The sequence below is a fragment of the Nonomuraea thailandensis genome (assembly GCF_024172165.1).
GTDB classification, from domain to species: domain Bacteria; phylum Actinomycetota; class Actinomycetes; order Streptosporangiales; family Streptosporangiaceae; genus Nonomuraea; species Nonomuraea thailandensis.
Window position 1 is genome coordinate 6,320,903 of record NZ_JAMZEB010000002.1, and the last position, 23,526, is coordinate 6,344,428.

24 protein-coding genes are annotated in these 23,526 nt (G+C 72.9%); 5 read left to right on the forward strand and 19 right to left on the reverse strand.

Annotated elements, in window-relative coordinates:
• The first annotated feature begins 54 nt into the window (after window positions 1-54).
• The gene (gene pknB, locus HD597_RS32520; protein ID WP_253746965.1) at window positions 55-1,980 is read left to right on the forward strand and encodes a Stk1 family PASTA domain-containing Ser/Thr kinase; all 1,926 of its coding nucleotides are present in this window, start codon (window positions 55-57) and stop codon (window positions 1,978-1,980) included.
• Between the two features lie 23 nt (window positions 1,981-2,003).
• On the opposite strand, the gene alc is transcribed toward pknB, so the two are convergent.
• The 4 genes from alc to HD597_RS32540 all read right to left on the reverse strand — a co-directional run bounded on the left by alc (window position 2,004) and on the right by HD597_RS32540 (window position 6,811).
• The gene (gene alc / locus HD597_RS32525) at window positions 2,004-2,948 is read right to left on the reverse strand and encodes an allantoicase (RefSeq protein ID WP_372513632.1); all 945 of its coding nucleotides are present in this window, start codon (window positions 2,946-2,948) and stop codon (window positions 2,004-2,006) included.
• Entirely contained in the window at window positions 2,948-4,258 is a 1,311-nt protein-coding gene (gene allB, locus HD597_RS32530; protein WP_253746967.1) for an allantoinase AllB, read from the reverse strand. The genes alc and allB overlap by 1 nt, the downstream gene beginning before the upstream one ends.
• Window positions 4,255-5,412 (reverse strand): glycerate kinase, encoded by a 1,158-nt coding sequence (locus tag HD597_RS32535; RefSeq protein WP_253746968.1) that lies wholly within the window; start codon window positions 5,410-5,412, stop codon window positions 4,255-4,257. The genes allB and HD597_RS32535 overlap by 4 nt, the downstream gene beginning before the upstream one ends.
• 82 nt (window positions 5,413-5,494) lie before the next feature.
• Window positions 5,495-6,811: a nucleobase:cation symporter-2 family protein gene (locus tag HD597_RS32540; RefSeq protein WP_253746969.1), complete on the reverse strand. Its 1,317-nt coding sequence runs from the start codon at window positions 6,809-6,811 to the stop codon at window positions 5,495-5,497.
• Between the two features lie 148 nt (window positions 6,812-6,959).
• Here HD597_RS32540 and HD597_RS32545 point away from each other — a divergent pair, with 148 nt between their 5' ends.
• Window positions 6,960-8,147 (forward strand): winged helix DNA-binding domain-containing protein, encoded by a 1,188-nt coding sequence (locus HD597_RS32545; protein WP_253746970.1) that lies wholly within the window; start codon window positions 6,960-6,962, stop codon window positions 8,145-8,147.
• Between the two features lie 41 nt (window positions 8,148-8,188).
• On the opposite strand, the gene HD597_RS32550 is transcribed toward HD597_RS32545, so the two are convergent.
• The 7 genes from HD597_RS32550 to uraD all read right to left on the reverse strand — a co-directional run bounded on the left by HD597_RS32550 (window position 8,189) and on the right by uraD (window position 12,888).
• Window positions 8,189-8,401 (reverse strand): EF-hand domain-containing protein, encoded by a 213-nt coding sequence (locus tag HD597_RS32550; RefSeq protein ID WP_253746971.1) that lies wholly within the window; start codon window positions 8,399-8,401, stop codon window positions 8,189-8,191.
• A gap of 94 nt (window positions 8,402-8,495) precedes the next feature.
• Window positions 8,496-9,869: an 8-oxoguanine deaminase gene (locus HD597_RS32555; RefSeq protein WP_253746972.1), complete on the reverse strand. Its 1,374-nt coding sequence runs from the start codon at window positions 9,867-9,869 to the stop codon at window positions 8,496-8,498.
• The gene (locus HD597_RS32560) at window positions 9,866-10,336 is read right to left on the reverse strand and encodes a (2Fe-2S)-binding protein (protein ID WP_253746973.1); all 471 of its coding nucleotides are present in this window, start codon (window positions 10,334-10,336) and stop codon (window positions 9,866-9,868) included. Before HD597_RS32560 ends, HD597_RS32555 begins: the two co-directional genes overlap by 4 nt.
• A gap of 34 nt (window positions 10,337-10,370) precedes the next feature.
• Window positions 10,371-11,231, reverse strand: coding sequence for an FAD binding domain-containing protein (locus HD597_RS32565; RefSeq protein ID WP_253746974.1), 861 nt, complete (start codon window positions 11,229-11,231; stop codon window positions 10,371-10,373).
• A gap of 5 nt (window positions 11,232-11,236) precedes the next feature.
• Complete coding sequence (pucL, locus tag HD597_RS32570; RefSeq protein WP_253746975.1) at window positions 11,237-12,100, reverse strand: factor-independent urate hydroxylase; 864 nt, start codon at window positions 12,098-12,100, stop codon at window positions 11,237-11,239.
• Window positions 12,101-12,400 carry a hydroxyisourate hydrolase gene (gene uraH, locus HD597_RS32575; protein ID WP_253746976.1) on the reverse strand — a complete coding sequence of 100 codons (300 nt, stop codon included), beginning with the start codon at window positions 12,398-12,400 and terminating at the stop codon, window positions 12,101-12,103.
• A complete protein-coding gene (uraD, locus tag HD597_RS32580; protein ID WP_253746977.1) occupies window positions 12,397-12,888 on the reverse strand; it encodes a 2-oxo-4-hydroxy-4-carboxy-5-ureidoimidazoline decarboxylase in 492 nt (163 codons plus the stop codon). Before uraD ends, uraH begins: the two co-directional genes overlap by 4 nt.
• Window positions 12,889-13,051: 163 nt before the next feature.
• Between uraD and HD597_RS32585 the strand changes: the two genes are divergently transcribed.
• Window positions 13,052-13,891: a deoxyribonuclease IV gene (locus HD597_RS32585; RefSeq protein WP_253746978.1), complete on the forward strand. Its 840-nt coding sequence runs from the start codon at window positions 13,052-13,054 to the stop codon at window positions 13,889-13,891.
• 391 nt (window positions 13,892-14,282) lie between these two features.
• On the opposite strand, the gene HD597_RS32590 is transcribed toward HD597_RS32585, so the two are convergent.
• The 5 genes from HD597_RS32590 to HD597_RS32610 all read right to left on the reverse strand — a co-directional run bounded on the left by HD597_RS32590 (window position 14,283) and on the right by HD597_RS32610 (window position 18,735).
• Complete coding sequence (locus HD597_RS32590) at window positions 14,283-15,809, reverse strand: sodium:solute symporter family transporter (protein WP_253746979.1); 1,527 nt, start codon at window positions 15,807-15,809, stop codon at window positions 14,283-14,285.
• Window positions 15,806-16,120, reverse strand: coding sequence for a hypothetical protein (locus HD597_RS32595; protein WP_253746980.1), 315 nt, complete (start codon window positions 16,118-16,120; stop codon window positions 15,806-15,808). Before HD597_RS32595 ends, HD597_RS32590 begins: the two co-directional genes overlap by 4 nt.
• Window positions 16,117-16,857, reverse strand: a complete 741-nt coding sequence (locus HD597_RS32600) for a LytR/AlgR family response regulator transcription factor (protein ID WP_253746981.1) — start codon at window positions 16,855-16,857, stop codon at window positions 16,117-16,119. The genes HD597_RS32595 and HD597_RS32600 overlap by 4 nt, the downstream gene beginning before the upstream one ends.
• 66 nt (window positions 16,858-16,923) lie before the next feature.
• On the reverse strand, window positions 16,924-18,084 hold the full coding sequence (locus HD597_RS32605) for a sensor histidine kinase (RefSeq protein WP_253746982.1): 1,161 nt from the start codon (window positions 18,082-18,084) through the stop codon (window positions 16,924-16,926).
• Window positions 18,085-18,138: 54 nt separating this feature from the next.
• Window positions 18,139-18,735 (reverse strand): molybdopterin-dependent oxidoreductase, encoded by a 597-nt coding sequence (locus tag HD597_RS32610; protein ID WP_253746983.1) that lies wholly within the window; start codon window positions 18,733-18,735, stop codon window positions 18,139-18,141.
• Between the two features lie 253 nt (window positions 18,736-18,988).
• Here HD597_RS32610 and aroF point away from each other — a divergent pair, with 253 nt between their 5' ends.
• Both aroF and HD597_RS32620 read left to right on the forward strand, forming a co-directional pair.
• Window positions 18,989-20,005 carry a 3-deoxy-7-phosphoheptulonate synthase gene (gene aroF, locus HD597_RS32615; protein ID WP_253746984.1) on the forward strand — a complete coding sequence of 339 codons (1,017 nt, stop codon included), beginning with the start codon at window positions 18,989-18,991 and terminating at the stop codon, window positions 20,003-20,005.
• A gap of 110 nt (window positions 20,006-20,115) precedes the next feature.
• Window positions 20,116-20,403 carry a YiaA/YiaB family inner membrane protein gene (locus tag HD597_RS32620; RefSeq protein ID WP_253746985.1) on the forward strand — a complete coding sequence of 96 codons (288 nt, stop codon included), beginning with the start codon at window positions 20,116-20,118 and terminating at the stop codon, window positions 20,401-20,403.
• A 29-nt stretch (window positions 20,404-20,432) separates the two neighbouring features.
• Here HD597_RS32620 and thiI read toward each other — a convergent pair whose 3' ends face one another.
• From thiI to macS, 3 genes are all read right to left on the reverse strand, one after another.
• Window positions 20,433-21,629: a tRNA uracil 4-sulfurtransferase ThiI gene (gene thiI, locus HD597_RS32625; RefSeq protein WP_253746986.1), complete on the reverse strand. Its 1,197-nt coding sequence runs from the start codon at window positions 21,627-21,629 to the stop codon at window positions 20,433-20,435.
• A 68-nt stretch (window positions 21,630-21,697) separates the two neighbouring features.
• Window positions 21,698-22,339: a response regulator gene (locus HD597_RS32630; protein WP_253746987.1), complete on the reverse strand. Its 642-nt coding sequence runs from the start codon at window positions 22,337-22,339 to the stop codon at window positions 21,698-21,700.
• A gap of 20 nt (window positions 22,340-22,359) precedes the next feature.
• Window positions 22,360-23,460, reverse strand: coding sequence for a MacS family sensor histidine kinase (gene macS / locus HD597_RS32635; protein ID WP_253746988.1), 1,101 nt, complete (start codon window positions 23,458-23,460; stop codon window positions 22,360-22,362).
• Between the last annotated feature and the right edge of the window lie 66 nt (window positions 23,461-23,526).

The following is a 23,526-nucleotide window of genomic DNA, read 5'->3' on the forward strand; positions in this document are numbered from 1 at the left end:
CGGTTTCGGGCGCCGAGGCCATGCCGGTGGCAAAACGCCCGTAAACTCAGCGGGGTGGATACGACGACTGCGGACCCCCTGGTCGGGCGGCTCCTCGATGGGCGCTACCGCATCGAGAGCCGGATCGCCCGGGGCGGTATGGCGACCGTCTACCTCGCGCTGGACATCCGGCTCGACCGGACGGTGGCGCTGAAGGTCATGCACCGCTCGCTCGCCGAGGACCCGGCGTTCGTCAGAAGGTTCATCGGCGAGGCCAAATCGGTTGCCAGCCTCTCGCACCCCAACGTGGTGCACGTCTTCGACCAGGGCACCGACAACGACGTCGTCTACCTGTCGATGGAGTACGTCCCGGGCAAGACCCTGCGCGACATCCTGCGCGAGCGCGGCAGGGTGCCGGCCCGTGAGGCGCTCGAGATCATGATCCCGGTGCTCGCCGCGCTCGGCGCGGCCCACCAGGCCGGGATGGTCCACCGTGACGTCAAGCCCGAGAACGTCCTGATGACCGACGACGGCCGGGTCAAGGTCGTCGACTTCGGCCTGGCCAAGGCGATCGAGGCGACCAACCAGACCCGTACCGGCGTGATGATCGGCACGGTCGGCTACATGGCGCCCGAGCAGGTCATCACCGGCGCCGCCGACGTGCGCAGCGACGTCTACGCCGCGGGCATCATGCTGTTCGAGCTGGTGACGGGGCAGCAGCCGTACGACGGGGAGACCCCGATGTCGGTGGCCTACCGGCACGTCCACGACACGGTCCCGGCGCCGTCGTCGCTGGTGCCGGAGGTGCCGCCGCTGATCGACACGCTGGTGGCGGGCGCGACCGCCCGCGAGCCGGAGCACCGGCCCGCCGACGCGACCGCGATGCTCGTGGCCGCGGTCGACGCGCACCGCATGCTGCCGCGCACGACCGTCCCGCCGGGCACCGGCCCGGTCATGTCGCACTCCCAGCCGCTCGCCGCGTCCCCGGGCATGGCCTCGGCGCCGTTCGGCGCGCCGTCGATGCCGCAGCCGCCGCCGGCCCACACGCTGATCCAGCCGCGGGCCGAGGCGCCGGAGCGGCGGCGCGGGTTCCGGCCCAACTGGTTCCTGGTCGTCCTCGCCGCCGTGATGGTGGTGGCGGTCGGGCTCACGGGGTGGTACTTCTCCCAGCCCGAGTACGTCATCGTCCCCAACCTGGTCGGCAAGGACCTCACCTCGGCGGAGAAGAACCTCGCGGGCGCCGGGCTGCTGATGCGCAAGGCCGAGGGCCGCCACGACGAGAAGGTGGCGGAGGGCCTGGTCCTCAGCACCGACCCGGCGGCCGACGCCGAGCTGGAGAAGGGCTCCACGATCACGCTGGTGCTCTCGCTCGGGCCCAAGCGCATCGTGGTGCCCAACGTCGAGGGCAAGACCCCCAACGAGGCCCGTGCCGAGATCGCCGGGGCCGGGCTGACCGTCGGCGTCGTCAAGCGCCTGGCCAACCCGGAGGTCGAGCGCGACAGGGTGATCCGCACCTCGCCGCAGTCGGGTGAGAGGCTCAAGGAGGGCGCCAAGGTCAACATCTACGTCAGCGCCGGGCTCACCATGCCCGACGTGGGCGGGATGCCGAAGGACCAGGCCGCCGAGTTCCTCGGCCGCCAGGGCTTCCAGGTGCAGGTCAACGAGGTCGACGACGACGCGGAGCCGTGCACGGTCATCGCCCAGGCGCCCAAGGCCAAGGCCGAGGTCGACAAGGGCGCGCAGGTCATGGTGACGGTGGCGCGCTGCCAGACCGACATCTGGGACTTCTTCCGCAGGCACGGCGAGGCCAGGGACGGCGACCAGTTCGCCCTGGTGCCCGGGGTGATCGGCAAGAACGTCAACGACGCCAAGGCCGAGCTGGAGGCGCTGGGCTTCCGCGTGCAGGTGCAGCGGCTGGGCGGTGGCGGCGTGGTGCAGTACCAGCGGCCGCTCCCGAACAGCGAGCGCCCGGCCGGCAGCACCGTCTACCTCTGGCAGTGATCCGCCCGGCGCGCGGCCGGGGGTCAGGCCAGGTGGCCGTGCAGGCGGACCCTGGCCAGCCCGCCGTCCGGGTAGATGTCCACGCGCACGTGCGTGACCGGCTCCACGGACGTGAGGCGGAAGCGGTGCGGCGTGTCGGGCTGGAGGCGGGTCCTGGGCAGGAGCTCGACCTCGCGCTCCCCGTCGAGCCCGGTCAGCGCCACCGCGGCGGGCGCGTTGAACAGCAGGTTGGTGGTGTCGATCTCGGCCAGCCTGACGACGCCGCGCCCGGCCAGCCGGATGACGAGCCAGTCGTTGCCCCCGTCGCGCCGCCGGGCGGTCTCCCAGCCCTCCGCCTGGTGCCTGGCCAGGCCGGGCGCGATGACATTGTCGGGCGCGGAGTAGAACTCGTCGGAGCAGGCGGTGACGAGCCCGCCGTTGGCGAGCGCGGCCAGGTCGAGCCCGAGCCCGTCGTGGACCGTCAGGTCGGGGCGGGCCTCCCCGTGCACGCGCAGCCGGGCGACGCCACCGTCGGGGTGGATGTTGAGCCGGACGTGGGTGTAGCGGCCCTCGTCGAGCACCTCGAAGGCGTGCTCGGCGTCGCCTCCGAGCTTCGACAGCGGCACGATCTGCGTCCACGGCGCCGCCAGCACCTCGGCCGGTGACGGGTGCCCGCCGACGGCCGCGGCCTCCACGGAGGCGTGGGTGGGATAGTTGCCCCTGAACCAGGCCGTGTCGATCACCACCCCGCGGATCACGCCCGGCATCCCCAGCCGCACCAGGGCCCAGTCGTGCCCGGGCTCGCGCCTGCGCCGGGTCTCCCAGCCGTCGTACACCTGCCCCTTGCCGCCGAACGTCTCGGGCCGGAAGCCGGGCCTGCCGGGCCTGATCAGGCTCTCCTTCTCGGCGAACGACTCGTCGCTGGCGGCCACCACCGAGCCGCCGCAGGTGCGCAGGGCCAGGTCGGGCAGCGTGGTGAAGGAGCTCATCATCGCCTCTCCAGGAGCAGTCGTCCGTGCGGCCGGCCGTCCACCGGCCGGCCGCGCAGCCACGTGGTCAGGACGGCGCCCTTGAGGGTGCGGCCGTGGTAGGGGGTGACGGGGTTCTTGTGGTGCAGGCGGGCGGCGTCGACGAGGGTGTCGGCGGCGGGGTCGAAGGCCACGAGATCGGCGTCGTTGCCGGCCTCTATCCCGCCTTTCCCGGCGATGCCGGCCAGGGCGGCCGGGCCGGCCGACATCCAGCGGACCACGTCCGCCAGCCCGTGCCCGCGGCGCGCGGCCTCGGTCCAGACCGCCGTCAGCCCGAGCTGGAGCGAGGCGATGCCGCCCCACGCGGCGGCGAAGTCGGGCACCTTGAGCTCGGCCGTCGAGGGCGAGTGGTCGGACACGACGCAGCTCAGCACGCCCCGCGCCAGCCCCTCCCACAGCAGGTCCCGGTTGGCCTGCGAGCGGATCGGCGGGCAGCACTTGTAGGCGGTCTCCCCCTCGGGCACCTGCTCGGCCGCCAGCGTCAGGTAGTGGGGGCACGTCTCGGCGGAGACCGGCACGCCGCGGGCCCGGGCCGTCTCCAGCACCTCCAGGCACTCGGCACTGGAGACGTGCAGGACGTGCACCCGGCAGCCGGTCTCCTCCGCCAGCCGCACGACCCGCGCGACGGCGCTGCGCTCCGCCGCCCCCGGCCGCGAGTCCAGGAACTCGCGGTAACCCGGCCCGCCCGGCTCGGCCAGCAGCTCGGGATCCTCGGCGTGCACGATCATCAGCCCGCCGAAGGAGGCGATCTCCTCCAGCGCGGGCCGCAGCTCGGCGGGCCCGAGCGGCGGGAACTCCGCCACGCCCGACGGCGACATGAAGCACTTGAACCCGTAGACCCCGCGCCCGTGCAGCGCCGCGAGCTCCTTGGCGTTCCCCGGCACGGCCCCGCCCCAGAACCCGACGTCCACGTGGCACTGCCCCTCGGCGGCCCTCAGCTTGGCGTCCAGCGCCTCGCAGGAGACGGTGGGAGGCAGGGAGTTGAGCGGCATGTCGACGATCGTGGTGACGCCTCCGGCCGCCGCGGCCCTGGTCGCGCTGGCGAAGCCCTCCCAGTGGGTGCGGCCGGGCTCGTTGACGTGGACGTGCGTGTCGACCAGGCCGGGCAGCAGCGCCAGGTCGCGCAGGTCCACCTCCTCGGCCGCGGGCAGGGGCGCGGCGTAGTCGTACAGGGCGGCGACCTTCTCACCCCGTACGGCGACGGCGGCCGCGCGCTCCCCCTCGGGCGTGACGGTTCTGCGGGACCTGACGACGAGATCGAACGGGGTCATCCATTGCCCTCCAGGTGGCGGTCGGCGGCGAGCCGGGTGGCGAGACGTTCGAGCAGGGGGCCGGCCTCCGCCATGCAGCGGGCCGGGTCGGGCTCCAGGTCGGTCAGGGCGTAGGCGGCCTCGATGCCCGCCGACTTGAGCTCGGCGTCGGTGAGCGTGCGGCGCCCGCAGACGGCCACGACGGGCACGCCGGCCCTGGCCGCGGCCTGCGCGACGCCGACGGGGGCCTTGCCGCGCAGCGACTGCTCGTCCAGCGACCCCTCGCCGGTGATCACCAGGCGGGCGTCCTGGACCAGCTCGCCGAACCCGAGCAGGTCGAGCAGGTAGTCGATGCCGGGCCTGATCTCGGCGTGCAGGAACGCCAGCGCCGCGAAGCCGACCCCGCCGGCCGCGCCCGCTCCCGGCGCCCCCGCCACGCCCATGGCGCGCACGACGTCGTCGTGCTCGACGGCGCCCATCAGCCCGTGCGTGGCGGTGGCGACGGCGGCCAGGCGGGCCAGCGCCGCCTCCAGCGTCCGCACGTCGCCGGGCGTGGCGCCCTTCTGGGGGCCGTAGACGGCGGCGGCGCCGTGCGGGCCGAGCAACGGGTTGTCCACGTCGCTGGCCACCACGAACTCCACGCCCGAGACGTTCATGAAGCCCGACAGGTCGATGCGGTCCAGCTCCTTCAGCGCCGCCCCGCCCCTGGGCAGGTCGTCGCCGGCGGCGTCGAGCAGGCGGGCGCCGAGCGCCTGGGCCATGCCCGCTCCCCCGTCGGTGCAGGCGCTGCCGCCCAGCCCGAGCACCACGCGCTTGGCGCCGCGGCGCACGGCGTCGGCGATCAGCTCGCCGGTGCCGTAGCTGGTGGCGGTCAGGGGCTCGCGGTCGCCGGGCAGGCGGCGCAGGCCGGACGCCTCCGCCAACTCGACCACGGCAGTGCCGGCGGGCTGCCAGGCGTACGAGGCGGGGACGCGCTCGCCCGTCGGCCCGGTCACCTCGATCGTGATCCGGTCGAAGCCGCAGGCCACGGCCGCGTCCACGGTGCCGTCGCCGCCGTCGGCGACCGGGAGCTCCACCGTGGGCACACCCAGCCCGGCCGACACCCGGGCGGCCACTTCGGCGGCGGTCAGCGACCCCTTGAACTTGTCCGGGGCGACCAGAACATGCTGAACCACTACGAACTCCCACCTGATGATGAACAATGTCCAGACACGCCTTCCTGCCCGGTGCGAGCGGGCAGGAAGGCGTGACTCATCATCACATCCCGCGCTCGGCCGGGGCAGACCGCAGGTGGTTGAAGACCAGGTTCAGGATGATCACCAGCAGGCTGCCGGTGCTGATGCCGCTGTCCAGGATGGTCTGGGCCCAGTGGGGGAACCGGTCGTAGAAGTCCGGGGCGCCGACCGGGATGGCGGCCACGCCGATGGAGACGGCCACGATGACCAGGTTGTGGTTGCCCTCGAAGCTCACCTTCGACAGCGTGCGGATGCCGGAGGCGGCCACGGTGCCGAACATGGCGATGCCCGCGCCGCCCAGCACCGGCTGCGGGATGGCCGCGATCACCGCGCCGAGCACGGGGATGAGGCCGAGCACCACGAGGATGCCGCCGGCGGTCGCCACGACCCAGCGGCTGCGTACGCCGGTCAGCCCGACGAGCCCGACGTTCTGCGCGAAGGCGGTGTAGGGGAAGGTGTTGAACACGCCGCCGAGCGCGGTGGAGAACCCGTCGGCGCGCAGCCCGTCGGCCAGCCGCCTGGGGGTGAGCTCGGAGCCGGTCATCTCCGACACCGCCACGAAGTCGCCGGTCGTCTCGGTCATGGAGACGAGCATGACCACGCACATCGAGATGATCGCGGTGACGTGGAAGGTCGGCAGCCCGAACGCGAACGGCGTGCTGATCCCGAACAGGTCGGCCGAGCCCACGTTCGAGAAGTCCGTGAAGCCGAGCGGGATCGCGACCAGCGTGCCGGCGGCGATGCCGGCCAGCACCGCGACCCGGCCCAGGAAGCCCTTGGACAGCCGGTGGATCGCCAGGATGAACAGCAGCACGGCGGCGGCCATGGCGATGTTGCGCGGCTCCCCGTACGTGGGGCTGCCCGCGCCTCCGGCGGCCCAGCGGGCGGCGACGGGCAGCAGCGAGATCCCGATGATCGTGATGATGGTTCCGGTGACCAGGGGCGGGAAGAACCTCACGATCCTGGCGAAGTAGGGCGCGACTGCCACCACGAGCAACCCTGACACGATGACGGCGCCGTAGATGGCGGGCAGCCCGCCCTGGGTGGTGCCGATCAGCACCATCGGGGTGACGGCGGCGAACGTGCAGCCCTGCATGATGGGCAGCCGGACGCCGAATCGCCACACGCCGACGCACTGGATGAGCGTGGCGATGCCGCTGATCAGCAGGTCGGCGTTGATCAGGTAGGCGAGCTGGTCGGGTGGCAGCTTCAGCGCGCCGCCCACGATGAGCGGCACCGCCACGGCTCCCGCGTACATCGCCAGCACGTGCTGCAGCCCGAGCGCGCCGAGTTGCGCGGCCGGCAGGCGGGCGTCGACCGGATGCACCTCACTCTTCATGGGTCAACTCCAGGTTCGGGGGGTGATCTCCAGTGAAACCGGCACCGTGCGCGCGAACCTATGCACGGGTCCATCAACCGGCGCCCCTCGAACCCGGCTCCAGATGTGTGATCCTCCAACTAGGCTCACCACCAGAAAGGGGGCGTTTGTGCGGATTTCTCAGGTACAGCGGCGGGCCCGCCTCGCGGTGCGGCACCGGGTGGCGGGCAAGGCGGCCACCCCGGAGGAGGCCGCGGCGGCCGTGGTGGCGCTGCACGGCACGGACCCGGCGACGGTGTTCCTGTCGGCGGGCGCGCGCCTGGCCGCGCCGGGCCCCGAGCCCGTCGAGCGGGCCCTGTACGCCGACCGCACGCTGGTGCGGATGACCGGCATGCGGCGCACGGTGTTCGTGGTGCCGGCGGAGCTGGTGCCGGTGGTGCACCACTCCTCGACGCTGGCCATCGCCCGCAAGGAGCGCGCGTCGGTGCTGAAGACGTTCGGCGAGGGCGGCTGGGACGAGGCGCGGCTGAAGGACGTGGAGGCGTCCGTGCTGCGGCTGCTGGCGGAGTCCGGCGACGCCACGGCGGCCGGGCTGGGCAGGCTGGAGCCGCGATTGCGCGAGCAGGTCAGGGTGGCCGTGGGCAAGCCGTACGAGGGCGTGGTGAGCATCGGCTCGCGGCTGCTGGCCCTGATGGCGATGGACGGCCTGCTGGTACGGCGGGCCCGCGCGGCCGGCACCTGGGTCAGCGGCACCCACTACTGGGGCCTGGCGCCGGAGATGGCCGAGCTGGCCGTGCACGAGGCGCAGGCGGAGCTGGTGGCCCGGTGGCTGGCGGCGTTCGGGCCCGGCACGGAGGCGGACCTGAAGTGGTGGACCGGCTGGACGCTCAAGGACGTGCGCCGGGCGCTGGCGGCCGTCGGCGCGGTGACCGTCGAGCTGGACGAGGGCGCCGGCTACGTGCTGCCCGGCGACGAGGAGGAGATCGCGGGTCACGTGACGCTGGCAGACGGGAGGAGGGTCGCCGCGCCCGAGCCCTGGGCGGCGCTGCTGCCCGCGCTCGACCCGACGCCGATGGGCTGGCAGGCGCGCGACTGGTACCTGCCGCAGGAGCACCGGGCAGAGCTGTTCGACCGCAACGGCAACGTGGGGCCGACGGTGTGGTGGGACGGCCGGGTCGTGGGCGGCTGGGCGCAGCGGCCGGACGGCGAGATCGTCTGGCGGCTGCTGGAGGACGCCGGCGGGCAGGCCGTGGCCGCGATCGAGGCCGAGGCGGCCGGGCTGGCCGCCTGGCTCGGCGAGGTCAGGGTGACTCCCCGCTTCCGCACCCCGCTGGAGCGGGCGCTGTCGCGTCCCTGAGGAACCCGGGAGGCTGGCGCAGCCTCCTAGGAGGCAGCCTCCTAGGAGACCGTGCGGACGAACTCCTCGAAGGAGTAGCGGCCGTCCTGGTCGGAGTCGGCCTCCTGGCTCATCGCGCCGAGCGCCTCCGCCGGGAGGTCGGGGAAGTGCCGCTTCAGCTCGGCCTCGCTGATGTAGCCGTCGCCGTCGGTGTCGATCGAGGCGAACGCAATCTTGAGCTCCGCCAGCCGCTCGTCTGGGAGTTCCGCCGACACGGGACCGCCTTTCCTACTCGTTTCAGGACAATCCCACCCTAGTGGGCCCGGCCTCATGGACTCATGAGGCCGGGCGCCTCCTGCGAGCCCGTTCTCAGTGGATCTGCTCGGCGGCGGTGAAGCCGCGTTCCTCCGCCAGCCGCGCCAGTCGCCGCCGCGCCCGCACCCCGGCGCGCCCCGCCTCGTCGTGGGCGAGCGTGCGCAGCTCGCCGTCGGCCACCACCGTGCGCCCGCCCACCAGCACCCTGGCCAGCGGCGGCACGGGCCCGAAGACGAGCGCGCAGACCGGGTCGGGGACGGCGGCGGCGTGGGGGCCGTCCACCCGCCACAGGGCGATGTCGGCCAGCTTGCCTGGCTCCAGTGAGCCGAGCTCGTCCTGACGTCCCAGGTTGCGCGCGCCGCCCAGGGTGGCCAGCTCCAGCGCCTGCCGGGCGGTGAGCGCGCGCGGCCCGTACCTGGCGCGCTGGAACAGCAGGGCCTGCCGCATCTCTCCGGCCAGCGGCGTCAGCTCGGAGGAGGCGTTGCCGTCGACGCCGAGGCCCACGTTCGCGCCGCGCCGCAGCATCTCCGACACCCGGGCGATGCCCGCGCCGAGCCGCCCGTTGGAGGAGGGGCAGTGCGCGGAGCCGGTGCCGGTGGCGGCCAGCCTGCCGATGTCGTCGTCGCTGAGGTGCACGGCGTGCGCGAACCACACGTCGGGGCCGAGCCAGCCCAGCTTCGTCATGTAGTCGACGGGACGCAGCCCGAACTGCTCGCGGCAGTGCTCCTCCTCGTCGAGGGTCTCGGCCAGGTGCGTGTGCAGCCGTACGCCCTTCTGCCTGGCCAGGACGGCCGACTCGGTCATCAGGTCGGCGCTGGCGGAGAACGGCGAGCACGGCGCGACCGCCACGCGCAGCATCGAGGAGAACGACGGGTCGTGGTAGGCGTCCACGGCCTCGGCGGTGGCGCTCAGGATGTCGTCCAGCTCCTCGACCACCTCGTCCGGCGGCAGGCCGCCCTTGGACCGCCCCCGGTCCATGGAGCCGCGCGCCGGGTGGAAGCGCAGCCCGACGGCGCGGGCGGCCTCGATCTCGGCGGCCAGCAGGTCGCCCCTGCCCTTGGGGAAGACGTAGTGGTGGTCGCTGGTGGTGGTGCAGCCCGACAGCGCCAGCCAGCTCAGCCCGGCGGTGGCCGCGCCCTCGACCACCTCGGCGTCCATGGCGGCCCACACGTCGTAGAGCGCCACCAGCCATTCGAACAGCGTGGCGTCCTGGGCCAGGCCCTGCGAGGCCCACTGGTAGAGGTGGTGGTGGGTGTTGACCAGGCCGGGGGTGGCCAGGCAGCCGGTGCCGTCGATCCGGGGGACGCCCGGGGCCTCGGGCGCGGGGCCCGCCGCCACTTCGGCGATCCGGTCACCATCGATGCGGATGTATCCGGATTCGAGTTCGGGGCCGGCGACGGGGGCCACGTGCACGTTCTCGATGATCATCGGGGCTCCTTGCGGGAGGCGGCCAGGCGTACGGCGTCAAGGATCTTCTCGTAGCCGGTGCACCGGCACAGGTTGCCCGCCAGCGCCTCCCTGATCTCCGCGTCCGACGGGCGCGGGCAGCGTTCGAGCAGGTCGTGCGCCTGCACGACCAGCCCGGGCGTGCAGAAGCCGCACTGCACGGCCCCGCACTCCACGAACGCCTCCTGCACCGGGTCGAGCCGGTCGCCGTCGGCCAGCCCCTCGACGGTACGCACCCGCCGCCCCTCCGCCTGCCCGGCGGCGACCAGGCAGGCGCAGACCGGCACGCCGTCCAGGTAGACCGTGCAGGAGCCGCACTCGCCCTGCTCGCAGGCGTTCTTGGAGCCGGGCAGGCCCAGGCGCTCGCGCAGCACGTACAGCAGGCTCTCGCCCTCCCAGACGCCGTCGGCGCTCTCCTCGCGGCCGTTGACGGTGAAGCTCACGCGCATCAGGCGGCCCTCCTTCCCAGGTGACGCGCCGGCATCAGGCGGCCCTCTTCTCCAGGTGGTCGTTCCAGGCCCAGGTGAGCGTGCGGCGGGCCAGCACGCCGATGGCGTGCACGCGGTAGGCGGCGGTGCCGCGCACGTCGTCGATCGGCGCCGCCGCCCGCGCGCACAGCTCGCCGAACCGCCTGACCAGCGCGGGCGCCAGCGGCGCGTCCCAGTCGAGCTCGGCGGCCAGCAGTTCCTCGGCCTCCAGGGCGCGGCGCGGCGTGGGCGCGGCCGAGCCGAGGCCGGTGCCGACCCGCCGCTCGCGCGGGTGCAGCGCGATCGCGAACGAGCACACCGCGATCACCATCGCGTTGCGCGTGCCGACCTTCGAGAAGTACTGCGGCCCCGTGGCGGGCGGCACGTGCACGGCCCTGATCAGCTCGTCCGGCTCCAGCGCGCTGCGCTTGACCCCGCGGTAGAACTCGGCCGCCGGGATCATCCTGACCCCCCGGTCGCGCGACTCCACCTCGACCACCGCCCCGGCGGCCAGCAGCGGCGGATGGCTGTCGCCCGCGGGCGAGGCCGCGCCCAGGTTGCCGCCGACGGTGCCGCGGTTGCGGATCTGCGGCGAGCCGACCGTGCGCGACGCCTGCGCGAGCCCCGGCAGCGGGCCGCCGAGCTCGCCGACGACCGCCGCGTACGGCACCCCGGCCCCCACCCGGCACAGCCCGCCGGTCATCGACCATTCACGCAGCTCGGCCACCCGGTTGAGGTCGAGCAGCGCGGGCGGCCTGCGCACGTCGAAGTTGATCTCCACCATCACGTCGGTGCCGCCCTGGATGGGCACCGACTCCGGCTGGTCCGCCTTGGCGGCCAGCGCCTCCTCCCACGTCGTGGGGCGCAGAAAGTCCATCTCCCCTACTCCCAGGCGAATCCGGCGTCGGGGGCGTCCTCGCGCAGCACGCCGCCCTCGATGAGCCCGTACGGCCGGTCGGCGGCGTGGAACACCTCGTTGTCGTTGTCCAGGCCGAACGGCGACAGGTCCACGGCGAAGTGGTGCTTGTTCGGCATGGACAGCCTGACCTCGCAGATCTCGGGGCAGGTGGTCAGGACCCGCTCGCCCATGGCGTACAGGGTCTGCTGGAGCGAGAGGCTGTGGGTGCCGGCGAACGCGTCGATCAGGCACCGCCTGGCCTCCTCGAACGACTTCGCGTAGGAGGAGGACCCGGTCGCGGCGTGCCGCCACCGGGCGGTGACGGCGGTGGCCAGGACGCGGTCGGTGGTCGGCTGGAGCGTGGTGTACTCGTCGGTGATGTAGCCGTGGAACTCCGAGCCCGTCGAGTTCAGCACCACCAGGTCGCGCAGTCCGGACAGCACGGTGGTGCGGCCGTCCTCGTCGTGGTGGACCACGCAGGTGCGCACCTCGCCGCCGTGGCGCACGAAGGAGTGGGGGCCGGCGCGGTTCCAGCCGTACTCCTCGATCGTCACCCTGGCGTGCCGGATCGAGGGCTGCGTGGTGACGAAGTGCCTGGCCAGGCGGAGGGCGAACTCCTCGATCTGGCCGACGCCGTACCGCCTGGCGAAGGCGTACACGGTGTTCTTCTGCGTGTCGGTCGGCAGCACGGCCGAGTTGTCGCCGGTCAGGTGCGCGGCCTCCATGTCGCCTGACAGGGAGGTGCTGACGTTGACGTCCTTGACGTGGTGCACGGGGCCGTCCCTGCGCACGTGCACGAGCCTGGTCTCCGCCTTGCCGTAGCGGTTGGCGCCGAGCTTGACGATCATTCAGCTCCCTCGGTAGGTGGAGTAGGCGTACGGGCTGAGCAGCAGCGGCACGTGGTGGTGCCGGTCGGGGTCGGTGATCGTGAAGGTCACGACGACCTCCGGGTAGAAGGTGTCCTCCAGGTAGCCGCCGGTGTCGAAGACGACCCGGTGCACGCCGGCGCCCGGGTTCCAGCCCTTGATGCGGCCGTCGTCGTCGGTGCGGCCCTCGGCCACGACCTCGCCGTCGTGCTCCAGGCGTACGCGCAGGCCGGCGGCGGGCAGGCCGGTGACCGCGTCGAGCACGTGGGTGGAGAAGCTCATGGCCCCTCCCCCACCAGCCTGCCCAGCCGCAGCCGGGTGATGGCGGCCAGCTCGGCCCGCACGACCGCGCGCTCGCGCTCCTCGTCGTTGCCCAGCCGCTCGCGCAGCCTGGCCAGCATCTGGGCGCCGGTGAGCCCGGTGGCGCAGACGAGGTAGACGTGCCCGAACCGCTCCTCGTAGGCCCGGTTGCCCTCGGCGAGCGCCGCGCGCAGCCCGTCCTCCACGCCCGACTGCTCCTGCCGGGACCACGACGCCTCCCTGCCGTCGCCGCCCGGGCGCTCGCCGATCCTGGGATGGGCGCTCAGCGCCTCCAGGACGTCGTCCCAGGCCAGCTCCTGCACCGCCGCCCCGGCGGCGTCGAACAGCCGCTCCTGGTCGGCGTACGGCCGCAGCGCGGCCACCTTCCCGGCGAACGCGCGGGAGGCGCAGCAGGCCAGCAGGTCCGCCTCCGCCTCGGCCGGGGACCTGGCGTTGAAGTCGGTGAGCATGTCAGAAGTACACACACGCGCTTCGTGCCCGGTCCATCCGCCAGAACTCCCAACTCCCGGTCCGGATGCCGGACACTTTTCGTGTCATGCTCCAATCGGGGCCGGCGGGCGCGTGTCGCCGCGACGGAAACGGTCAGCGGCTGCGCCTACACTGTGAGCCATCATGACCCCAACTTCCCTGATCGGCGGACACGTGTCCGTGACGGGCGGCCTGGCGACGGGCGGCCTCAAGTACATGGCCGAGATCGGCGCCGAGATGATCCAGGTCTTCGTCACCAACCCGCGAGGCTGGGCGCTCAACGACGGCAGGCCCGACGAGGACGCCAGGCTGGCCGAGTCGGGGGTGGCCGCGTTCATCCACGTGCCGTACCTCGTCAACTTCGGCTCGCCCAGCCCGGAGACGCTGGCCAACTCCATCGCGGTCGTGCGCCACGCTCTGCGCCGCGGGGTGGAGACCGGCGCCAGGGGGGTCGTGGTGCACACCGGCTCGGCGGTGACGCAGCCGCGCGACGACGCGCTGCGGCAGGTGCACGACAACCTGCTGCCGCTGCTCGACGAGATCCCCGAGGGCGGGCCCGACCTGCTGCTGGAGCCGATGGCGGGCCAGGGCGCCATGCTCTGCGCCACCGTCCAGGATCTGGAGCCCTACCTGGCCGCCCTCGACTGGCATCCGCGGGCCTGCGTCTGCCTCGACACCTGCCACGCCTTCGCCGCCGGTCACGACCTGGCCGCCGAGGGCGGGGTGCGGGAGACGTTCGACGCGCTGCACACGATCGCGCCGGGGCGGCTCAGGCTGATCCACGCCAACGACTCCAAGGACGTGTGCGGCGCCAAGAAGGACCGCCACGAGAACATCGGGGCGGGGCACATCGGCGCCCGGCCGTTCGCCGACATGATGCGGCACCCGGCGGTGGCCGGCGTGCCGATCTGCATCGAGACGCCGGGCAAGGCGCCCAAGCACGCCGAGGACATCGCGCTGCTGAAGAAGCTCAGGGACGGCTGAGCGGGACGAAGCCCGTCGGAGCCCGGGCGCCTGAAGCGCCGGGGATAAAACCCCCACCGGAGCGGCAACCGTGATAGGGGCGCCCGCTCACGCGATCCGACCGCCCCCGAAGGCCGGATCGCGGGGCCGCGCCAGCGGCCTCAGCGGGCGCCCCTTCACGTCCGGCGTGGCGGGCCCCACCCCCCGGTAAGGGGCCCGACAGCCGCGGCGACCTGCGCGTCGCCGGTGAACCCCGCGCACCGGGCTTCTCGATGAGCCTTGCGGCCCGTCCCCCCGGTGCGCCGGGATGGCTTCCGATGCCGAAACACTACGGTTGCGATCTTGCGGGCGAAACCCTGTTTACGGTCAGCTCGTCGAACGGTCCGTAGTCGTCGATGTACGGAGAGTGGTGTCACGACCAGCGGTCGTCGCCATGCGACGAGCGGTAGGTCAGGGGGCCCGCGAGATGCTCGGGCACATGCATCCTGGCCAACATCCGGCCCGCCACCCGCGGCACTCGACCCGGTGTGACCAGGGATATCACCACCATGGCGGCAAAGGAGACCGGCACCGCGACCGGTGCGGGGCAGGAAGTCAGCGCGCCCATCTTCACGCCTGCCTGCTCCGCGAGCACCAGCGCCGCCGTCACGCCCCCGCCGGCCAGGAACCCGGCCGCGACGCCCGCGTCCGTCAGCCGCCGCCACCAGATGCCCAGCACCAGCATCGGGCAGAACGTGGCGGCGGAGAGGCAGAAGCCCAGCAGCACCAGCGCCATCGACACGCCGGGGCCGGTGACCGCCGTCAGGGCCAGCCCGGCCAGCATGACCACGAGCACGGCCGCGCGGAACGAGCGCACCCCCGGCGGCGACAGGCACGCCGACAGCGCGCCCCCGACGGCCACCAGCACGCCGCCCGAGGTGGCCAGGAAGGCCGCGAACGCCCCGGCCGCCAGCAGGCCCGTCAGCACGTCCCCCACGGCCCCGGAGAGCAGCGTGGCGGGCAGCAGGAGCACGATCTCGTCCGCCTCGGCACCGCGCACGTGAACGCTCCCCAGAATGCCGTACAGCGGCGGCACGACGCCGAACAGCGCCAGCAGGACCTGCGTGGCCAGGATCGAGCGCCGGGCGCCGCGCCCGTCCCTGCTGGTGTAGACGCGCACGATCACGTGCGGCAGCCCCATCGTGCCCAGCGCGCAGGCCACCAGCACCGCCAGCACGCCGGGCAGCGACGGGTCGCCGGCCCCCGCCAGCCCTCCGCCGCCGGCCCGGTAGGCGCCCTCCAGCCACGAGACGGGCCCGGTGACGGGCTCGGTGATGGGCCCGGTGACCAGCGACGTGCCGGCCATCCCCCAGCACACCGCCCCGACCCCGAGGAACACCGCCAGCTTCAGCCAGAACTGCGCGGCCTGCACGCTGGTCACGCTCCCCATCCCGCCGGCGAACGCCACGGTCAGCGCCGCCGCCGCGACGGCCGCCCAGCCCAGCCACGGCGGCAGCCCGGTCAGCAGCCGCACCACCACCCCGGCGGCGTGGAGCTGGGCGACCAGGAACGCCAGCCCGACGACGAGCACGAAACAGGTCGTGAAGCGGCGCAGCGGCGCCGAGCGCAGCCGCCATTCGGCGAAGTCCGGCAGCGTGTACGTCCCCGACCGCCGCAGCGGCGCGACCACCAGGGCCAGGATGACGACGAACCCGGCGGCGGCCCCCGCCGGGTACCACAACATCGGCGAGCCGTGCGTGGCGATGAGCCCGGCCGCGCCCAGGCACGCGGCGGCCGAGGTGAACTCGGAAGTGATCGCGGCGCCGTTCCACCAGGGGGGAACCGCCCTGGCCGCCACGTAGAAGTCGGAGGCGCCGCTGGAGCGGCGCGGTCGCGCGGCGCCCACCACGACGCCCAGAACCAGCACGTAGGCGATCCCGGTCAGCACCGCGACGGTCATCTCTCCAGCCGCTCCGCCCACCTGAGCTGCAGCAGGGACAGGCCCACCCAGGCGCACTGGACCGCCACCGACATCGCCGCCCAGCCCCAGGGACCGGGCACCCACGCGGCGAGGACCGGCACGCCCACCAGCAGCCCGGCCACGGCGGCCACGGTGCGCAGCGCCCGCCGTAACTGCAGGCCGACGATGGCGGGCACGCCGGGCGCGTCACCGGGCGCGTCACCGGACGCGTCACCTGACGGGCGCGGCGCGCCGCGGGCGGCGAGCGGGGGAGGCCGCCGCGACACCACGACGCGGCGCCCGCCGGTCACGAGATGACTCCTCGGTGCTGGCGCACGAGCTGCTCGCGCACCTGACGGCTGTGCCTCCTGCTTACCTGCAGCGTCTCGGTGCCGACGGTGAGCGTCACCCGCCCGCCCTCGAACCTGAGCTCGCTGACGTGCCGGCCGGAGACGAGCGTGCTGCGGTGGATGCGGATGAACCCGGCATCCGACCAGCGCCGCTCCAGCGCGGCCAGCGACATGCGCACCAGGTAGCTGCCGTCGACCGTGTGCAGGCGCACGTAGTCGCCCTTGGCCTCGGCGAACCAGACGGCCTGCTGCGGCACGAACCTGGTGCGCCCGCCCAGCTCGACCGGGATCACCTCGTCCTGGCCCGGGTCCGGCACCGGGTTGGCGGCGGCCTCCAGCCTGCGCACCGCCTCCGACAGGCGCTCGGCCCTGACGGGTTTGAGCAGGTAGTCGACCGCCTCCAGCTCGAACGCCTGCACCGCGCACTCCTCGTGCGCCGTGACGAACACCAGCCTGGGCGGGCTGGGGAAGCCGCCGACCAGCCTGGCCAGGTCGAGCCCGTCGAGACCGGGCATGCGGATGTCGAGGAACACCCCGTCGAGCCGCTCCCCGCCGCCGATCATCTGGACCATGTCCTGCAGCGCCGTGACGCCGTCGGCCGCGGTCGTGACGTGTTCGATCCGGTCGTCCTGGCGCAGCAGGTAGGCCAGCTCCTCCAGAGCAGGCACTTCGTCGTCAACGGCCAGCACTCTCAGCATGTCCACCACGCTGTCGTATGAAAGCAGAGGTTACCAGCGCCACGCTAGCATTGAGTAAGACTTTGACTACAAAGAGCTAAGCTGCGTCTTGGGCACGCGCAGCCGCACCTTCGTGCCCGCGCCCAGCGCCGTCTCCACGACGAGGCCGTAGCCGTCGCCGTAGATCTGGCGCATGCGCAGGTCCACGTTGGCCAGGCCGATGCCGCTGCCCTCGCGCGCCGGGTCCTCGTCCAGCATGCGCCGCGCGCACTCGGGGTCCATGCCGGCGCCGTCGTCCTCGACCGTGATGTGCGCCTCGGGGCCCGCGTCGCGCACCACGACCCGCACCTCGCCTGGGCCGCCGCGCCCGGCCATGCCGTGCTTGATGGCGTTCTCGACCAGCGGCTGCAGGCACAGGAACGGCACCGGCACCGGCAGCACCTCCGGGGCCACCTGCATGCTGAAGCGCAGCTTGTCGCCGAAGCGGGCGCGCTCCAGCAGCAGGTAGCGGTCCACGCAGGTCAGCTCGTCGGCCAGGGTGGTGAAGTCGTGCGCCCTGCGCAGCGCGTAGCGGGAGAAGTCGGCGAAGTCGAGCAGCAGCTCGCGGGCGCGCTTGGGGTTGGTGCGGACGAACGAGGCGATCGTGGTGAGCGCGTTGTAGACGAAGTGCGGCGAGATCTGCGCGCGCAGGGCGCGCATCTCCGCCTCCAGCGCGCGCCGCCTGGAGGCGTCGAGCTCGGCCAGCTCCAGCTGGCCGGAGATCCAGCGGCCGACCTCGCTCACGGTACGCACCAGCGCGGCGCTCACCTCGCCGTCGAAGGCGGCCAGCACGCCCACCACGGTGCCGTCCACCGTCAGCGGCACCGCCACCGCCCCCAGCTCCGGCCCCTGCGGCTGCCCGGGGAACACCTGGGCCCGCCCGGCGGCCAGCGTGGCGCGGGCGTAGGTGAGCACGTCGTCGGTGCACGGCCCGTCCCACGCCAGCGCGGCCTCCGTGGAGGTGATCGCGACGGCGGAGGTGCCGAGCAGGGTGCGCAGGTGCCGCACCGCCTTGCGGGCGGAGTCACGGTCGAGCCCCGCCCGCAGGGCGGGGGCCGCCATCGCGGCGAGGTGCAGCGTGGTGTACGTCGCGTCGTCCGCCCTGTGAGCCTCTGCCGGCACCGCCCGGCCGCGCCATGGCGCGCGGGCGAGCCCGAAGCCCAGGAGGAAGGTCAGAGAGCACAGCGCCACGCACACGGTGGTCAGCATGCTGGAAACCGTAACCAATAACGGAGCGTGCCCGGGGGAAAACCGGGAGTTGTGTCAGGGTGGGCCCTCTCCGGGTTCTTCCTGGTAGGAGTAGCGCTGCTCGCCCCACGGGTCGGCCACGTTGTGGTAGCCGCGCTCCTCCCAGAAGCCCCTGCGGTCCTCCAGGAGGTACTCGATGCCGCGCACCCATTTCACGCTCTTCCACGCGTACAGGTGGGGCACGACGATGCGCAGGGGAAAGCCGCGCTCGGGGCTGAGCGGCTTCTCGTCCAGCTCCATGGCGAACAGCGTGCCGGGCGCGGTGAAGTCGGACATCCGCAGGTTGGCGCTGTAGCCGTACTCGGCCCAGATCATCACGTGGCGCACGCCGGGGTCGGGCGGGGCGGCCTCGATGATCGTGGCCGGGGTGACGCCGCGCCACTCGTTGGCCATCAGGGAGAACTTGGTGACGCAGTGGAAGTCGGCGATGCGCGTGGCGCGTGGCAACTGCTCGAACTCGCCCCAGTCGAAGCGGTGCTCCTCGCCCGACGCCGTGGCCCCGAACACCCGGAAGTCCCAGGAGTCCGGCTTGAACGCCGGCACCCTGCCGTAGTGGATCACGGGTCGGCCGCGCGGGACGTACTGGCCTGGAGGCAGGCGCGACTCCTCCACGATCACTCCCCTCAACCCGGTCTCGCGTCTTGGGCCATCCTGCCATCGGGTCGTGAGTGGTTCGCGAGCGGGTGCGGTGCGGTAAGCTTGCGGACTATGCACGCAGCGTTCCTGTTTTCCTATGGCGGCGGACCCGAGTCCGTTCGCCATCTGGTGCTGCGCTAGCAGACAGGCGAACGAAGGCCCCGGGTCCGATCGGACCCGGGGCCTTCTTGTTTTTCCCGGCAGTTTCCCTTCAGCAAGGAGCAAGCACATGGTGATCGTGATGGGGCCCGAGGCCACCGCCGCCGACATCGAGGCGATCGTGTCCGTCGTCGAGGCGGCCGGGGTGGAGGCGTTCGTCAGCAAGGGGGTGCGGCGCACGATCGTCGGCCTGGTCGGCGACGTGACGCAGCTCGACGCGGCGAGCCTGCGCGGCATGGCGGGGGTGCGCGACGTGATGCGCGTGTCCACGCCGTACAAGCTGGTCAGCAGGGAGAACCATCCGGAACGTTCCACGGTCCACGTGGGCGGCGTGCCGATCGGCCCCGACACCGTGACGCTGATCGCGGGGCCGTGCGCGGTGGAGACGCCGGAGCAGACGCTCGCCGCGGCCAGGATGGCGCAGACGGCCGGGGCGGTGCTGCTGCGTGGCGGGGCCTTCAAGCCGCGCACGTCCCCGTACGCCTTCCAGGGGCTGGGCGAGAAGGGGCTGCGCATCCTGGCGGACGTGCGCGAGGAGACGGGCCTGCCGATCGTGACGGAGGTCGTGGACGCCCGTGACGTGGAGATGGTGGCCTCGTACGCGGACATGCTGCAGGTCGGCACCCGCAACATGCAGAACTTCGCGCTGCTGCAGGAGGTGGGCGCGGCCGGCAGGCCGGTGATGCTCAAGCGCGGCATGACGGCCACGATCGAGGAGTGGCTGATGGCGGCCGAGTACATCGCCCAGCGCGGCAACCTCGACATCGTGCTGTGCGAGCGGGGCGTGCGGACCTACGAGACGGCCACCCGCAACACCCTCGACGTCTCGGCCGTGCCGGTGGCGCAGCGGCTGTCGCACCTGCCGGTGATCATCGACCCGTCGCACTCGGGCGGGCGGCGCGACCTGGTGCTGCCGCTGACCCGCGCGGCCATCGCGGTCGGCGCCGACGGTGTCATCATCGACGTGCACCCGCAGCCCGAGCAGGCGCTCTGCGACGGGCCGCAGGCCCTGGTGGACACCGACCTGGGCGAGCTGGCGCAGGTGATGACCGACTTCCCGCCGCTGCTCGGCAAGACGGCCGCCTGATCGGCCCGGGCACGACCGGCCGGCCACGAGCCGCCCGCCGGTTGTACTCATGGGTAACTTGAGTACTTGTCCTCATGCGCCGGGCTTCGCCCGGGCCGCACCATGGCCACATGACGAAGCCCATTCAGCCCACGCAGACCACCGCGTTCTACGTCCAGGCGGTCCTGTCGTTCGCCGTCTCGCTGACCTCCGTGGTGATCGCCCTGGTCTACCTGCCCGTCGAGGGCTGGATCAGGGCGTTCCTCGGGCTCGGCCTCCTGTACGTCGTCACCTCCACGGTCACCCTGTGCAAGGTCGTACGGGACCGGCAGGAGCTGTCGGAGGTCAGCAACCGCGTCGACCAGGCCCGGCTGGACAAGCTCCTGGCCGAGCACGACCCGTTCAAGGTCGACGCGTAGCCACGAAGCCCGGCTACCCCGATGCCCGGCTACAGGGTGTACTCCTGGATCGAGTCGGCGAGCTGCACGCACAGCTCCTCCGCGTCGAGCCGCTTCTCGATCTGCTTGAGGTCCTCGATCTTGGCCCGCGTCTCGGCGCGCTTGGGAGCCAGCAGCGAGCAGCAGTCCTCGTCGGGCAGCTCCGAGATCTCCAGCGTGCCGATGCGCCGGGCCTCGGCCATGATCTCGGTCTTGTCCCAGCCGACCAGCGGCCGCAGGATCGGCAGCTCCACCGCGTTGTCCTGGGCGGTGATGTTGGCCAGCGTCTGGGAGGAGACCTGCCCGAGCGCGTCGCCGGTGATCAGGGCGGCGGCGCGGATGCGGTGGGCGACCTCCTCGGCCGTCTTGAGCATCAGCCGCCGCTGCGCGATCACCGCCAGCCGGTCCTGGCCGGAGGTGCGGATGGACTGCTGGGCCTTGCCGAACGGGACCACCCACAGGCGCGACTTGCCCTGGAACCGGTCGAGCTTCCTGACCAGCGCGTACGCCTTGTAGATCGACTCCGACGTGGTGAACGGGATGCCGGAGAAGTGCAGGAAGTCGACGTGCAGGCCGCGCCGCATCATCCGGTACGCCGCCACGGGCGAGTCGATGCCGCCCGACATGAGCACCAGGGCCCGGCCGCTGCTGCCGACGGGCAGGCCGCCCTGGCCGGGGATGCCGCCGGTGAAGACGAACACCTCGTCCCTGTCGACCTCGATGGAGACCGTCAGCTCGGGGTTCTTCAGGTCGACGGGCAGGCCGTACTCGTCGTTGATGGCGCCGCCCACGAGCCGGTCGAGCTCGTTGGAGCGCAGGGGGAAGCGCTTGTCGCGGCGGCGGGAGCGGACCGCGAAGCGGGCGCCCCGCTTGGCCTCCTCGCTCTCGCCGACCAGCTCCAGGCCGGCCTTGAGCACGGCGTCGGGGTCCTTGGCGACCCGCCAGGCCTGGTGGATCCAGACCAGCCCGGGCACGTCGGCGACCCGCTGCGCCACGGCCTCGGCCTGCTCGGCGGCGGCGCCCTCGGGCAGGAAGATCGCGATCACGCCGTGCCGCTTGCGCACGTCGACCTGGACGCCGACCGTCTGCAGGGCATCGCGGATGTTGGCGATCAGGCGGCGTTCGAACAGCTCGCGGTTCTTGCCCTTGAGGACGATCTCGCCCAGCTTGAGCAGAACGCACGGCTCGCCCAGGGCGGACATCGTCATGGTGGAACCTCCGGGAGAATGGGGATGAGCGCGGCGCTTGCTGAAGGGAACGCCGCGACCATCCGAGTTTAGTCCGCGTCGAGCCCCCGCTCGATCGCATATCGCACCAGCTCGACCCGGTTGTGCAGGTGGAGCTTGCCGAGGGTGTTCTGCACGTGGTTCTGCACGGTGCGGTGCGACAGCACGAGCCGTTCGGCGATCTGCTTGTACGACAGCCCCTTGGCCACCAGCCTGAGCACCTCGGTCTCCCGCTCGGTCAGCCGCGGCCCCTCGGTGGGCTCCAGCGCGACGGCCAGCCGCCTGTACTCCCCCAGCACCAGCCCGGCCAGCCCCGGGGTGAACACGGCGTCGCCGTCGGCGGTGCGGCGCACGGCGTCGAGGAACTCCTCGCGCCCGGCCGACTTCACGAGGTATCCGCAGGCGCCGGCCTTGACGGCCTCCAGCACGTCCTCCTGCTCGGCGCTGGCCGACAGCACGAGCACCCTGGGGGGCGGGTCCACCTGCGCCAGGCGGGCCGCCACCTCGGGGCCGGACAGGTCGGGCAGCCGAAGGTCGAGCACGACGACCTCGGGCAGCACCGCGGCGGCCACCCTGACCGCCTGCCGCCCCTCCCCCACGGCGGCCACGACCTCGTAACCGGCCTCCGTGAGATCCCTGGCGACGCCGTCGCGCCACATGGGATGATCGTCCACCACCATGACCCGCACCATGGCGCAACTGTAAGCGTTCGTCAGGCGGACAGGGTGATCTCCACCTCGGTGCCCTGCCCGGGAACGCTCACGATCGACACCTTCCCGCCCAGCTCGGCCATCCGCCCACGGATCGACCTGGCCACCCCCATGCGCCCGTCCGCGGCGGCCTGCTCCAGCCGGCCCTCCGGGATGCCGGGGCCCTCGTCCCTGACCGTGACCGTGACCGTGCCGTCCAGGAATTCGGCCAGCACCCAGGCGCGGGCCTGATGACCGCAGTGCGCGCGGACGTTGTCCAGGGCCGCGCCGACGGCGGCCGCGACGGACGCGGCGGCCTCGGCGGGCAGGAGCAGCGGCGTGGCCGGCGTCGAGACCGTCACCGAGGGCGAGCCGTGCCGGGCGAGGAGGGAGCGCAGGTCGATCGTGCCGAGGGGAGGCGGCGGCCCGACCGAGACGAGCTCGCGCAGCGCGGCCTCCTGCTCCCCCGCCAGGCGGCCCAGCTCGGCCGCCTCCCCGCCGAGCTCCCGGCCGCGCCGCTGCACCAGGGCGAGGACCTGGAGGACCGAGTCGTGGATGTCGCGGGCCAGCCGCTCCCGCTCGCGCTGGGCGGCCTCCATCTCGGCGGCCCGCTGCATGCGTTCCTCCGCCCGCTTGGCCAGCCGGACCATGTGGCCGACCAGCCAGCCCGCCATGAGCAGGAGCACCGTCTCGTTGATCAGGACGGCCGCCTCCTCGACCCGCGACCGTGACCACAGCTCGCCCGCCGCGACCACGGCCGCCGAGAGGGTGCCCGCGCGCCTGCCGTGGCGTACGGCCCAGGCGAGCACGGGCGCGGCGATCCAGGTCGCGGGCACGGGCATGGCGCCCATCGACACCTGCTGGGCGCCCTGCACGTACGGGGTGGTGAGCAGGCACGCCATCGTCACCATCAGGTCGATGGTCAGCAGCGGCCACCGGCGCAGCGGCTCGGCCGAGTAGGCGAACGTCGCCGCGGCGGTCCACAGCGCCATCACGCCGATGACCAGCCAGCCGATCAGCGGCTGCTCGTAGCCGCGGTGCTGGGCCATCAGCACGGCGGCGTACACCAGCGAGGCGAGGCGGAAGACCGCGATCGCCCGCCAGAAGGGCCCCTCGATAGCCATGAGCCTTTCTCATGTTTCCGACACGGCAGTTGACAGATAGTTCGGATATCCAAGCGAAAGGGACAT

Bases quoted from the DNA above. Each gene is read 5' to 3' on its own strand.
- alc (WP_372513632.1), bottom strand. From the start codon at position 2,948: ATGAGCTCCTTCACCACGCTGCCCGACCTGGCCCTGCGCACCTGCGGC.
- allB (WP_253746967.1), bottom strand. From the start codon at position 4,258: ATGACCCCGTTCGATCTCGTCGTCAGGTCCCGCAGAACCGTCACGCCC.
- HD597_RS32540 (WP_253746969.1), bottom strand. From the start codon at position 6,811: ATGAAGAGTGAGGTGCATCCGGTCGACGCCCGCCTGCCGGCCGCGCAA.
- HD597_RS32555 (WP_253746972.1), bottom strand. From the start codon at position 9,869: ATGATCATCGAGAACGTGCACGTGGCCCCCGTCGCCGGCCCCGAACTC.
- HD597_RS32560 (WP_253746973.1), bottom strand. From the start codon at position 10,336: ATGCGCGTGAGCTTCACCGTCAACGGCCGCGAGGAGAGCGCCGACGGC.
- HD597_RS32565 (WP_253746974.1), bottom strand. From the start codon at position 11,231: ATGGACTTTCTGCGCCCCACGACGTGGGAGGAGGCGCTGGCCGCCAAG.
- pucL (WP_253746975.1), bottom strand. From the start codon at position 12,100: ATGATCGTCAAGCTCGGCGCCAACCGCTACGGCAAGGCGGAGACCAGG.
- uraH (WP_253746976.1), bottom strand. From the start codon at position 12,400: ATGAGCTTCTCCACCCACGTGCTCGACGCGGTCACCGGCCTGCCCGCC.
- uraD (WP_253746977.1), bottom strand. From the start codon at position 12,888: ATGCTCACCGACTTCAACGCCAGGTCCCCGGCCGAGGCGGAGGCGGAC.
- HD597_RS32585 (WP_253746978.1), top strand. From the start codon at position 13,052: ATGACCCCAACTTCCCTGATCGGCGGACACGTGTCCGTGACGGGCGGC.
- HD597_RS32590 (WP_253746979.1), bottom strand. From the start codon at position 15,809: ATGACCGTCGCGGTGCTGACCGGGATCGCCTACGTGCTGGTTCTGGGC.
- HD597_RS32600 (WP_253746981.1), bottom strand. From the start codon at position 16,857: ATGCTGAGAGTGCTGGCCGTTGACGACGAAGTGCCTGCTCTGGAGGAG.
- HD597_RS32605 (WP_253746982.1), bottom strand. From the start codon at position 18,084: ATGCTGACCACCGTGTGCGTGGCGCTGTGCTCTCTGACCTTCCTCCTG.
- aroF (WP_253746984.1), top strand. From the start codon at position 18,989: ATGGTGATCGTGATGGGGCCCGAGGCCACCGCCGCCGACATCGAGGCG.
- HD597_RS32620 (WP_253746985.1), top strand. From the start codon at position 20,116: ATGACGAAGCCCATTCAGCCCACGCAGACCACCGCGTTCTACGTCCAG.
- thiI (WP_253746986.1), bottom strand. From the start codon at position 21,629: ATGACGATGTCCGCCCTGGGCGAGCCGTGCGTTCTGCTCAAGCTGGGC.
- HD597_RS32630 (WP_253746987.1), bottom strand. From the start codon at position 22,339: ATGGTGCGGGTCATGGTGGTGGACGATCATCCCATGTGGCGCGACGGC.
- macS (WP_253746988.1), bottom strand. From the start codon at position 23,460: ATGGCTATCGAGGGGCCCTTCTGGCGGGCGATCGCGGTCTTCCGCCTC.